Annotated in this window: 7 protein-coding genes and 1 pseudogene; 3 read left to right on the top strand and 5 right to left on the bottom strand. The window is 38.8% G+C overall.

The features are described 5' to 3' along the window. Positions 1 to 250: 250 nt before the first annotated feature. Both BC008_RS32090 and BC008_RS32085 read right to left on the bottom strand, forming a co-directional pair. Positions 251 to 1,858: a bifunctional pantoate--beta-alanine ligase/(d)CMP kinase gene (locus tag BC008_RS32090; protein WP_027842219.1), complete on the bottom strand. Its 1,608-nt coding sequence runs from the start codon at positions 1,856 to 1,858 to the stop codon at positions 251 to 253. A 600-nt stretch (positions 1,859 to 2,458) separates the two neighbouring features. Beyond that, positions 2,459 to 3,496: a septal ring lytic transglycosylase RlpA family protein gene (locus tag BC008_RS32085; RefSeq protein WP_235595966.1), complete on the bottom strand. Its 1,038-nt coding sequence runs from the start codon at positions 3,494 to 3,496 to the stop codon at positions 2,459 to 2,461. 905 nt (positions 3,497 to 4,401) lie between these two features. Here BC008_RS32085 and glsA point away from each other — a divergent pair. Next, positions 4,402 to 5,358 (top strand): glutaminase A, encoded by a 957-nt coding sequence (glsA, locus tag BC008_RS32080; protein ID WP_027842221.1) that lies wholly within the window; start codon positions 4,402 to 4,404, stop codon positions 5,356 to 5,358. Between the two features lie 95 nt (positions 5,359 to 5,453). On the opposite strand, the gene BC008_RS32075 is transcribed toward glsA, so the two are convergent. Then, complete coding sequence (locus BC008_RS32075; protein WP_027842222.1) at positions 5,454 to 8,726, bottom strand: DNRLRE domain-containing protein; 3,273 nt, start codon at positions 8,724 to 8,726, stop codon at positions 5,454 to 5,456. Between the two features lie 178 nt (positions 8,727 to 8,904). Beyond that, positions 8,905 to 10,236, bottom strand: coding sequence for a YcjF family protein (locus BC008_RS32070; RefSeq protein ID WP_027842223.1), 1,332 nt, complete (start codon positions 10,234 to 10,236; stop codon positions 8,905 to 8,907). A gap of 96 nt (positions 10,237 to 10,332) precedes the next feature. Here BC008_RS32070 and BC008_RS32065 point away from each other — a divergent pair, with 96 nt between their 5' ends. Together BC008_RS32065 and BC008_RS32060 are read left to right on the top strand one after the other, a co-directional pair. Then, positions 10,333 to 10,917, top strand: coding sequence for a hypothetical protein (locus BC008_RS32065; RefSeq protein ID WP_036264995.1), 585 nt, complete (start codon positions 10,333 to 10,335; stop codon positions 10,915 to 10,917). 486 nt (positions 10,918 to 11,403) lie between these two features. Next, entirely contained in the window at positions 11,404 to 12,420 is a 1,017-nt protein-coding gene (locus tag BC008_RS32060) for a hypothetical protein (protein WP_027842225.1), read from the top strand. A 284-nt stretch (positions 12,421 to 12,704) separates the two neighbouring features. Here the strand turns inward: BC008_RS32060 and BC008_RS32055 are convergent. Further along, positions 12,705 to 12,895: pseudogene (locus BC008_RS32055) on the bottom strand (photosystem II q(b) protein); the annotation flags it as partial.

The raw sequence follows: 12,895 nt of genomic DNA, 5'->3' as shown, positions 1-12,895 counted from the left end.
TGTGTATTATTACTGACTTTAAGTAAACCCTGATGATCTAATTAGGTCTCTTTAGGAAATCAGTAGTGTATTTGTAATTGAAGTGTAAGTCAGTCGAATTACGATCTATCTCTTACTCCTAATCATGAAGTCTTGAAGTAAACACTTGCGTGCCAATTATGACCAATTTTAGTTCATAAAAGTGAAACTAATCAAAGTGTTACCATAAAGGGAGCAACAAGAATCGATAAAGAACGTTATTATTCTTATTCTACAAATTAGATAGATGTTTTTGATATTGATACACAATTTTTCCTGTCACTTCCGAAATACTTAGACCATCTGTTTGTAATTCCACAGCATCTTCTGCTTTTCGTAAAGGAGAAACTGTACGAGTACTATCCTTCCAGTCACGTTCTGCAATGTCTTTTTCTAATTGTTTTAAATTAATTGAAGACAGACCTTGTGTCTCGTAGTCAAGTTGACGACGACGAGCGCGCTCCTTAACAGAAGCTGTGAGAAATATTTTTATTTCTGCATCGGGGAAAACATGAGTTCCAATATCTCTACCTTCAGCAACTAAGCCACCTTTCTTTCCCCAATTTTTTTGTTGTCTGACTAATGATTTCCGTACAGATGTTTGAGCCGCGATCGCCGAAACATTTGCTGTTACTTCAGGAGTACGAATCACTTGAGTCACATCATTTCCGTCAATCCAAACTTTGACTGGTGATTGTAAATTGGAAGTCGGGGTAAGTTCAATCTCATACTTATCGGCTAATTCAGCAATTGCGCATTCATCATCGAGAGTAATCCCTCTTTGTAGCACTAACCAAGTCATTGCCCGATACATTGCTCCTGTATCTAAATACACTAATTCTAGCTGAGCAGCAACTTGACGAGCAACGGTAGATTTACCTGCTCCAGCAGGTCCATCAATGGCGACTATCGGCTGACGATCGCGCAAGATAACGTTATCAATTAGACGAGTAGAACCAATTCTAGTTGCGATCGCGAGCATTCCTTTCTCCTTAACTTTTTCTATTGGCATTAAAGTAGTCGGTTCAACCAATTCGATATATTCAACAGATAAAATGCTGACCTTTGCCAACTCTTGTTGCACTAAAGCGATAAGTCTGCTACTATTTTTTTCCCCGGCACAAAATGCATTCTTAGCTTTTTGCAAACTGCGATATATAACCGTTGCTTGCTCTTTCTCGGACGCATTCAAATATTGATTACGGGAACTTAAAGCCAGACCATTAGCTAAGCGTACTGTGGGACAGGGAACAATTTCCACAGGCAAATGTAAATCAGCCACTACTTTTTGGATTGTAGCCAGTTGCTGAAAGTCTTTTTCACCGAAGTAAGCACGGTCAGGCGAAACCAAGTTAAAAAGCTTGGTCACGATCGTCGCTACGCCGTGAAAATGTCCTAGCCGAGAACGACCACACAAGCCAGATATCATAGCAGATGGCGGAGTAACTTGTGTAACTTTAGACCCTTTTATATTCTTCAAAGGTACTCCCATTTCTTCCGGAGTTGGTGCAAAAATGGCATTAACTCCGAGTTCTTCGCAAATTTGTGCATCCTGCTCTAATGTACGAGGATAGCGTTGATAATCCTCATTCGGTCCGAATTGCAAAGGATTGACAAAAATACTGACAATTACAGTCCTGTTTTCTTGTCGTGCCTTCCTTATCAAACTCACATGACCCTCATGTAATGCTCCCATGGTTGGGACTAAACCGATCGCAGTTTGGAACCAGGTACTAACTTCTGCAAGTTGTCCTTCCTCTGAATGCAAAAAGTTTGTTGCCAAACGTTTTTGTTGAGCTACATAACAGCGTAAAGCTGTAACACTCGTCAGCAAGCGCACAAATAACCCCTAGTTATAATCTATCTATTCCCCGTTAGTTTATAAAATTTGAGCGAGAATGCCATCAATATAAAATTTACAAACAGTTGAGTTTGTGTAGTTTATAAGTGGTTCATTGGCTAATTGGTTACCTTAAAATTAGGTATAGATTTATTTATGAATTGCTCCATAAGCAGTTATCAGTAGTGGTTGGTTTTTCCCTGGGGGTGTTCATTTCAGGCTGAATTAACTTACTTTATAGATTTGTTCTTAGGTCTTCGAACTGGATCTGGATACTTAGCCAAATAAGCTCTAGTTCATACCAAATAATTTCGAAAAACTAAGATTTATTGCTAATTTTATATAATTTTAAGGTTTAATGAATTTTTTTTTGCGTGACCCTTACTTACTGAACGCCAAAGGAACAATCGTAAAGAATGTTATTTTCATGTATTTACAAAATAAAATTTCCTAAAACCCTTGCTTGGCTTGGGATTTAAGCCACAGAAATAAAAATAAAAGAATAATTAAAATAGCAAAAACAGGGATCTTAAATTAAAAAACCCCTGTTTAAGAAATATATAGATGCAGTTAAAAAGCAGCAAACGACTATAAGTAATTCTACCTATTGATTACTTCAACTCTTACCGGTGCAACGCCACTACTAATCATTCGCAATCTTCTTGCTGCTCCAGCAGAAACATCAATGATTCGACCCCGAATGAAGGGACCTCTGTCATTGATTCTTACTACAACAGAGCGCCCATTACGGGTATTAGTAACTCGAACTCGCGTTCCAAATGGGAGAGAACGGTGAGCGGCTGTTAAACCTTCAGGATTATACCTTTCACCGGTAGCGGTGCGATTACCGGAACCATCGTAACCATACCAAGAAGCCCAACCTCTTAGAATTCTTCCCCTTCTTGCTCGGTTCCGTCGATTCCTTCTTTTACGAATATGATGACCGACAATCTTAGATTTATTTTCTTCTCCGACAACCTTAACTGGTTCCCTTACAGGTAAATTTTCAACTTTGTTTACTGGTGGAGCATAACCAATTAATCTCCGTAAGCGATTGGTTATTTGTAGTGCATCTTCTGCTAAATTTTTTGTACTGCCTGCTAAAACAGTATATTGATCAATTTCTACTAGCTTGGAATCGCTAGTTTTGATGGCAAAGATATCGTTTTTATAGTGTTTGACAAATGAACTTTTATTTTGTCCTAATTCAGCAGATGCTAGCTTTTTCTCACCTTTCCAATTAACTGTAATTTTACTGGCATCTGTATTTGTATGAACTAACTGATTAATTCGTTCTGCTAATAAATTAGCTTTATGAATTGGATCGTTAGTTTGTGTCTGAGAGAGACTGGCTATTGTTTTTACAGAAGTATCTGAAATATTACTGGGTACTGCTGATGATTGACCTAAGAAAGTAAGAACAGGAATTTGGCGAATGTAAATTGTTGCAGCATGTCGTCCTTCCAACTTATGAGATACCACTTGTGTGACTAATTTTTTTGCTGCACTTGGTTCAATTTGAGATTCATTCCCAACCAATTTCGCCTCAATTGGTGATGCTGACCGATTATTAATAACATTTCCTTTAGTTGTTTGAGCGCGACCAAGTCTTGGCGTTCCCAATATAGTCGCGAACATAGCCACTAAAATCCAAAAATAAAAATGTTTTTGATTCATGCGTCCGAATGTTAATCCACTCAAAGAACTGAAGTTTGATTTTTCCGGGACGTTACAAGACAGACGTAACTAAATTCCCCTTGTCTCGAACTCGTTCTGTTTTTACTTTCCGTTATTAACTGCAACAGACTAACACGAATTGTTAAATTTGGGGATCGGCAATTTAGCGTAAACTAGGGTTAATTTATCAATTTCAAATTTAATTTTCAAGAATAAATCCTTCTTCCATAGGGGTTTTAGGTTTTGACTATTTTGATGATAAAAAAAAACAATGTTAATTGATTATTAACAAACTTTGACATTTAACTTGCCAGTTAAGTATTAGGCTTTTAGGCTGTCATAATTGGTGTCATATGTAAACCTGTAAACACAATTCATAAAAAATATAAATAAGTTATTAAAAAGTGGTTATTCGCTGTTTGAAAAGCTGGAAAAATACTGAAATTAACATATAGTTATCGAACGTATATAGTTCTCATAAATGAGTTCATAATCCTTTGACATCAATAGAATCATGCTTGAAAGCACTTTCTTCGGGGCTATCTTCAAAATGACCATGGCAACGAAAAATGATGTGTGAATTAGGTTTGCATTTTGATGCGATTTGAGTACAAAATTATATGTGTGATAATTAAAATGTACTTAAGTATCAATTCAACACTATAGAAATATAGAGTTATAAAATTAAGCGTAGCAAGATCGGAAAATTAAATTTTAATTAAAGCTTAGATAAAGTTTTTATGAAAGAAAAACTGTGTCTACAAATGATATTTGTTGATTTTTGGTTCCGAGGGGAATACTCAGAGAAAACTCTACAAAAATAATATTTTGATGTTCGCGATTAATACAATTTATTTGTTAGTTGGATGGTTGTGAGAGAAGATTTACAAGTACTATCATCATTGCAATCTATCGTAGAAGATTTACATTGCCAATATAAGTCTCTGCAAAAAGGTGTAGTTGCAAATTATATACCGGAACTGGCAAAAGTAAGTCCTGATTTATTTGCTGTTTGCTTGGTGACTGTAGACGGTGAAGTTTATCAGATAGGCGATCGCGATCGATTATTCACAATACAATCGATTTCCAAAGTTTTTACCTATGGTCTTGCTTTAGAAGATCGTGGTAGAGACGATGTTTTGACCAGGGTGGGTGTAGAACCGACAGGTGATGCATTCAACGCGATTATTTTAGACGAACAATCGAAACGACCTTATAACCCAATGGTGAATGCTGGTGCGATCGCCACCACCAGTCTGATTAAAGGTGCAGATGCAACAGAACGTTTAAACAGATTGCTAGAAATGTTTCGGCGATATGTTGGTCACGATGTGTTTGTTGACATTTCTGTTTTTACTTCCGAACGAGCTACGGGACATCGCAATCGGGCGATGGCTCACTTGATGCTCAATTTTGGTATGATTCAGCCCAATATAGAAGAGTCTTTAGATCTTTATTTTCAGCAGTGCGCAGTCATGGTTAATTGCCAAGATTTAGCAGTAATGGCAGCGACCCTTGCAAATAAAGGTGTTAATCCTATTACCGGTAAGCGGGCTCTTCAAAGTACCTATGTCAAAGATATTCTATCGGTGATGTACACCTGTGGGATGTATAACTTTGCGGGTGAATGGGCTTATAAGGTTGGTTTGCCAGCAAAAAGTGGTGTTTGTGGGGGTATTATTGCTGTGGTACCAAACAAGATGGGTATTGGAGTATTTTCACCATCACTTGATCAAAGAGGTAATAGCGTTCGAGGAGTAAAGGTTTGTGAAGAACTATCTCGTATATTAGGTTTGCACCTGTTTGATTGTTGCGATACTTGATAAAGTGAGTTCGGGTCTTATGCACTCTTTGAAGGGACTTTATATCAAATGATAGAAAGTCCCCAAGTCATCTGAAGTTTTAGAAAGGCGAAAGCTTAAATAATAAACTGCTTCTGACCCAATTGCCCGGGATTAATGTTATCTAGGACTGCAAGAGTTTTAAACTGTCCAGAATCGTCGTCGTCACCAAATGGGTTTACTTGTACTTTTGTACCCGAACCACTGCGAACAAATTTGACAGAATCGTCGAAATCAAAATCATCCCCATCGTCGTCACCAATAGAACCTTTGAAAATGTTGCTTAAGTCGATGCGATCGCTACCAATTTCAAAGTCTTTAATTGTGTCAACCCCTCCATTGAGGTTGTTATAAACAAAGGTATCAGCCTCACTACCACCAGTGAGGACGTCATTTCCATTACCGCTGTCTATAATGTCTTTGCCATCACCACCTTGAATCAGATCGTCTTGAGGTGTTCCAATAAGTCTATCTGCAGCATTTGTACCAACAATTATTTTACCAGAAATTTGCGGGTTGGTTGGAGTGGTTGGAGTGGTTGGAGTGGTTGGATCGCCCTTAGCTTCAAACTCGATCTGCAAGCGTGGTGCTGTTTTTCCTTCAGCAGAGTTAAAGTCAACGCCATTACTATCAGTTGGCAAGATTGCCCAACCAAAATTACTTTGTGGATTACTCTGCCATGCTTTGAGACTATCAGTAACATCAACTGACAGCAAGCCTTTATCAATATTACCGGTGATAGCATCAGCTTTGCTAGCTGCTTCTACATCATTAGCTTGAATACCGTTATTTAAGCTTCCCCAGGTATCCTTATCAGACCAATCCTGGAGCATACGGTGAAATTCGATGCTATCGCCGCGATTTGTCACTTCCAATTCCAGCTTGGCAGATTTAATCTTAGCACCAGAAGAGATTTGTCCGGCTTGGTCGCCAAAAATATCTTCGAAACGCATCAAACTCTGCACAGAACCGCCTCGATCTCTGCCGTCAACATTGAGGGAACTAGCACTGGAGTGATTTCTATTGCCTGAGCTTTCCTGGATATATGTATCTAGCGTGCCAGTGTATCCATTTAGACCCTGCTGGAAGCTTATCTTGGAAATTGTGGGAGGAACTGGATCGGTTGCGGTATCAACATCAACTGTAAATTTAGTCGAGGCGAGCTGATTTCCAGCGAGGTCAGCAATTTTTGTCGTACCGTTATTAATTGCGATTTCGTAATTACCATCAGCGAATCCATTACCAGTAGATTTGAGGGTGACCAAATCTTTTACCGCATCATAACTGAAGGAATAGTCTTGGGGTGATACTAACTGTCCTCCCTTAGTAATAGTAAATGCTTCGCTAGTGACACTCTTGTCATCAACACCATCACCAGTATCCTGAAGCTGGAATTGGAATTCTCCTGGAGTTCGATCCAATTTGAGCGCATTGTTGGCTGGATTAGAATCATTGGGACCGTTATCGACGGGAGATGTCAGCGCCAGTGTCGGAGCGGTTGTGTCAGAGTTAGAAGTCTCGTCATCTGTAATGGAAAAGCTATCGATAATTGAGCCGTCATCAGCAGCGATATAGTCGATGGTAAGCTTATCAGGAGTAACTTTAATGTTGGAAAAACCGAATTCCGATGCAGGGTTAGTATCTTGGGTATATCCAGCAGCCATAAAGGGAAACTTGCTAAAAGAACCACCACGCAGTGATTTACCACCCATCCCAGAAACAACTTGGACTAGACCTGCACCTTTGGCATAATCTTTATCACGGTCGTTGACGTAAGTCGCTTTACCATTTTTCTGACCGGTCAACGGTAAACTCCAAGCGTAAGTATGGGAATGACCTGTCAAGTAAAGATCTACTCCTGCGGCTTTCAACCTCGGTACGACTTGCTGATAATAATTATCACCAGGGTTTTCTGGTTTATCTGGCACTCCAGCGACAGGATGATGAGCAAAGACGATCTTCCATTTGGCATCAGAGGCTGCTAAATCCTTCTCCAACCAATCTAGCTGACCATCAAGACGAGAAGAATCCTTCAAACTATTACTATCGAAAGTAGCAAAATGTACGTCGCCATAGTCGAAAGAATAATTGTGTTCTGGACGTTCGCTAGAAGGAAGTTGAGCAGTACTGGTAACGCCAGCAACGGGAATCGGATTGGAATAGTTGTCTTCTGAAGGACCACCACCATCAGTTCTAATATCGTGGTTACCATAACTCAAATAGTCTATATGAGAACCCATCCATTTTGCCGCTTCCGGATTAAGATCTGGATCGAGGCGAGCATCTGATTCTAAGTGGGATCCACCGTTATAAACGTTATCGCCTAAAAGAATCGAAAAGTCAGGGTCCATCTGATTAATCCGACCCTGTACCCCACGGAAGCCATTTATATTTTTGGTGTAAGCAGAATCACCATAAGCAGCGAAAGAAAAAGAACTCTTATCGCCTACCGGTAAACGAGTACGAAACTTATTTTGGAAAGTTTCGATTACTTCTCCATTTTGATTGAGATGTTTGACGCGGTATTCATAGTCGGAATCGAACTTCAGACCATCAATCTCTGTGAAATGGTTAACACGGTTACCAGTACCGGTATTAATTTTTTGTACTTGAGGGGCTGCAATCCAAGATGCTGAAGAATTATCAGGGCGATATTCAACTAAAAACGAATCTTTAACACTGCTGTTTTTAGGAATAGTTTGCCAGAGAACTTCTACTTGGTCTGTTTCACTTCCAGCATAGCCATCGAGGGGAGCATCACCAAGTTGTAAATAAGGGTTATGGTTAATCTCGTATTGAACCGCACCGGTGGGATTTCCAGGATTTCCAGGATCGCCACCACCACTAGTTGTAAGTCCCAAATCAAAACTGATATCACTACTACTAGCCTTACTTTGATGAATTTCAACAGCGAGGACGTTATCACCCTGGCGTAGAAGACCTGAATCGATCACGCTTTTGATAAACGTGTCCTCATCAGCACCACTGATAGCAGAGGAGGCAGCGGTAGAATAATTTATATCGCCACTGGGCATGTTGCTTCTGAATACTTCAGTGCCGTTTAAATAGACTACAGCACCATCATCTCTTAATAAGCTTAAATCTAATCCTTGTACACTTTTAGGATCCTCAACCTGAAAATTTTTCCGAAAATAGCTAGTAATATTCTTGTTTCTACTATTAGAACCAAAGCCCAGGGTGGTTTTTTCATCACCATCTCCATAGCCAAGCTGAGCTTCGCCAGTCTTCCAATTATTGTCATTGAAGTCTAGATTACGCCAAGTCGTACCTTGATTAGAACCGTCATCTAGGTACTTCCAAGTTGAGCCTTTTTGAATTAAAGATGCCATTTATACACCCTCTCGGCTTTAAACCCTACAGATGAAATGGCTTTTATATTAGTTTCACATAGTGACAAACAAGGAACATATTGATGAAAAAAGAGTAAATCGCTAATAAAAATGGTGATATCACAATTTTTGACGACCTATTAATCTGTAAATCCAAGCATCGATGTAAAATTCGATCTCAGCGTCTAATTTCTTTAAAGCGTTCTTTTGCTTCCTTAAACGCTTGTTCCATTACGGATTGAATTTTTTTTGGATCGGGTTTCTTCCCACCCATTAAGTCACCAAAGTAAACGCAAACACCTTCCCCTAGAGCCCAAGTATAAGCAGCTGCCCAAGATGCAGCGATTACACTGCCAAAACCAGGGATAAATTTAATTAACTCTCGTCCCACTGCTTGTGCAATAAAACCCCCTGCGATCGCACTCACAATACCTCCAGCTTGAGATGGATTAAGGGTTTGCCCGTACAAATTACCTAAAATTCCTACCATAGATACTTGCAAAGCCGTAAGTACTGGCATGGTAGCAAAAGGTAATGGAACAGCCGCAAGGGTCGCAGCGATGATGGCAAATGCTAACATGTAACGTCGCCCTACATCGCGGTAAAGAGTGCCAATTTCTTCTCCTGCTTCTCGTTCTAGTAACTGATAAATAGCAGCAGCTTCAGCTTCAGGTAGTAGTTCTGCTAGGTTATCTCTGAAGTCTTCTAAGCCATAAAACACTGGATCGAAACCATCTTCTTCCAAGGTAAAGTCAATCATTACCGAGCGATCGCATATTCCTGTAAAAGCTTCTTGAAGTGCAGCAAATGTCCGTTTTACTTCTTCAAAATCCGGTGGATGTTGGGGATGATTATCGACTGTGGGAGGGTAAACTTCATGCAAACAAGTAACTGCTAATAGACAAGGAATATCTGGGTACTTCTGGCGTAATTCTTGAGCTATTTGTTGGAGGGAATCTGTTGCAAAATCATTAATTTTGACAGTAATAATTAAAATTCTGGCACCGCGACTTGGCTGCTGTAAATCTTCAGTAAGTTCCTGAATAATTGACTGAGTATTTTGCTTGACATCCCCAATCCCAACTGTATCAGTAAAAATCAGCAAGGGTAAATCATCTGAAGGGTAGGAATAGCGTCCTGTGTGCTGGGTGTAGGGTCGAAATCCTTGACCAATAATTTCAGCAGAAACACCTGTAATTCCACGTACTATGGAGCTTTTACCTGCTTGGGGCTTACCAATCAAAATTGCTTCTGTTGTTGGTAATTTAGTTCTAACCGACTCCAAAATTTCTGCCACTTGAGCTTCATTTACCCTAAACCAACCAACAGCACTTTGTGTAACTTGTTCGAGGGGCAACAATTGCATTAAACTTGCAGTAGTCTTGTCCCAAATACTTGACATACGATTTTTCCAGGAATCTTTTCCTGAATCACCTGTCTGAGTGTGAGTAGATTTATTCGATTGCTGAGCATCGATTGATGAATCCTCAGGATCGCGTTTCTGGGTCATAGAAATTTTGCAGGAAATCGCAACAATTTGTCGGCAGTCTAACTGCTTCTAATTTTACCCGCGATTTAAGTCTTCGGAATTTTACGAATCAAGCAAATGTACCTAACTTTAGAGCAAGCTTTTGAATTTATAAGTACATCATCCTCAACAAGCCCGAAACCTGAGGCTGTAGTTGAAGCATTGCTTGAACGAGAAAAAATAACCAAACAAGCAAAAGAACGTTATAAATATTCACAATTACTAGGAAATTGGCGTTTAGGTTTTACCACTGGAACTAAGAAAATTAAGCGCCAAGGTGGGGTTATTCTAGGAGCAGGAAAGTTTTTGCCAAAGTGGGTTAATATTCAAATTTCCTATTCTCAAGCAGAGTCCGAGCAAGAAAAAGGAAGAGTAGAAAATTCTGTAGAATTAGGACCCCTAAAGATTATTCTTACAGGTCCTGTTCTATTTTGGGAGAACAGAAATATTCTTGCTTTTGATTTTACCCGAATGCAACTATATTTCTCTGGGCTCAGGATCTATCAAGGCTATATTCGGGGTGGAAAAGAACGCGAAACGAAGTTTTACCAACAAAACTTAAAAGAGCAAGCATTTTTTACGTATTTCTTGGTACAGAAGAATTACATAGCCGCCAGAGGTAAAGGCGGTGGTTTAGCATTGTGGACTGCAACAGGTACTTGAAATGACGCTTACCTGCTATCTGTCAGCCATTAAGAATGCAGATGTATATATTTAAGTGCCTAAATGGCATACGATATGTGATTCCATTATTTTATAATCATTAATAAATATCTCTTGCGAGTCAGATCTAATTGCCTATTGTCGAAATTAATTCTTATTCGCTTCCTTGCTAGTTCAAGAAAATCACAGCGAAAAAATATATCTACAAAATCTTTATTTTCAGAAAATGAGAATGGAGATTAATTAGTTATTTGTTTATTCATGAGTAGAGGTCGATCGCTTAGACGCGCTTAGCAGCGTTCGGCTTGCCGCGTCGTTCATCCGCAGGATGCGTCCAAGAACGCGCTACGCGAACACGCGCATGCCTGAGGGGCACCGGAGGTGAACGGCTTATCGCACCCATTAAAAGAATAGATGACGGCCTGTATTCAATTCAAAATAACAAAAATAAATAATAAATAAATACGAAATTAGGAATTTCTATAAATGACTCAAGTGAATCAATCTTCAAGAACCCTAGAAACAATAGGGACTGAAAACTCTATTCAAGTACCTAATTCTTTTGCTGAAGCTGTTTTGGAAATCAAAAGTTTAGCAGTCAAAGAAATACATAAACAAACAAAAAAACAAAAGCTTTACTATCACAACTATGCCCATGCAAGTGCGGTACAGGAGAGAGCAACAAAAATTTATCAAGAAATTTTACCCTTTTGGGATCTAATTTTCCAAAATACTTCTTCCCCCGATCCAATTCGAACCAAGCACATTATAGATATATGTGCAATATCACATGACATGGTGCAAATTTTTGTTCCAGCTTCAAGTTTTCAAGCTTCTAGAAAGAGGGAAACTGGTGTCAGTGAAAATGCCACAATCATAAAACTCATTAATTATATACAAGAAATAAATAATAAATATTCTCGAAAGTATCCCAACCGTACTCCTTTATTTACTAATTCAGATTTACAGGTTATTCGTAAAGCAATAAATGCGACTGTTTGCATGTTTGATGTTAGTGATAGTTCCGCTTACCAACCCGAGCTTTATAACCCAGGAAATGAAGTAGATATTGTTGCTAGAGTTATTGCCTTATCTGACTTAGGCGGATTAGGAATAGAAGGAATTAAACAATATTTTGCAGAAGGAATTTTATTATTTTTAGAAGATAATCCAGATGCGATCCCACTAATCCAAAATTTATCTGCGAATAATTACAATTATCATAGCTTATTAAAAGAATCGTCTGAAAATCTCAGACAAATTTTGCTGAGGAGGGCAAAATTTCAAATCGATTTTGCCAAAGGTCGCGTGGCAAGACTGGATAAAGAGTTGCAAGGTTTGCCCCCTGAAGTAATATCAGTTTTGAAAAGTAATGTATTTATATATCTTAATGAACAAACAATTGAAGAAATAGAATCTATTACCCCCACAGATGTTGCTACAAGGCTAGAAGAATTAATGAAATTTTTTGATTTGGAAAAGTATGCTGCAACTCTACTGTAGTAATCATCAAATAGTTTTCACAAATCAATTATTAAATTAATTATTAAATCAGTTAATAAATCAATAAATATAAATCAATCTATTTTGCTTGCTGTGAGCTTACAGTTGGCAGTCACAAATCATAAATTTAAAAAGTGAAGCGAAATAAAAATGAAATCTTAACGCCTACAAGAAAGTAAACAATCAACGTATTCTATTATAGACCAAATAAAAAAGCCTCCCGATTATTGGGAGGCTTTTTCTATTCAGTTTCAGTTAAACCTATTTCAGTTAAACCTAAAATATTAACCGTTGATAGCAGGAGCGCTTACAGCAACGGGAGCTACTTCACCTGCAGCCAAGTCTAAGGGGAAGTTGTGAGCGTTGCGCTCGTGCATTACTTCCATACCTAAGTTGGCACGGTTGATGATGTCTGCCCAGGTGTTGATTACACGACCGCTAGAGTCGATTACAGACTGGTTGAAGTTGAAACCAT

This window comes from Mastigocoleus testarum BC008 (assembly GCF_001456025.1).
Taxonomy (GTDB): Bacteria; Cyanobacteriota; Cyanobacteriia; order Cyanobacteriales; family Nostocaceae; genus Mastigocoleus; species Mastigocoleus testarum.
Note: the sequence above shows the minus strand (reverse complement) of the source record. Positions and strands in the feature narration are given on the sequence as shown.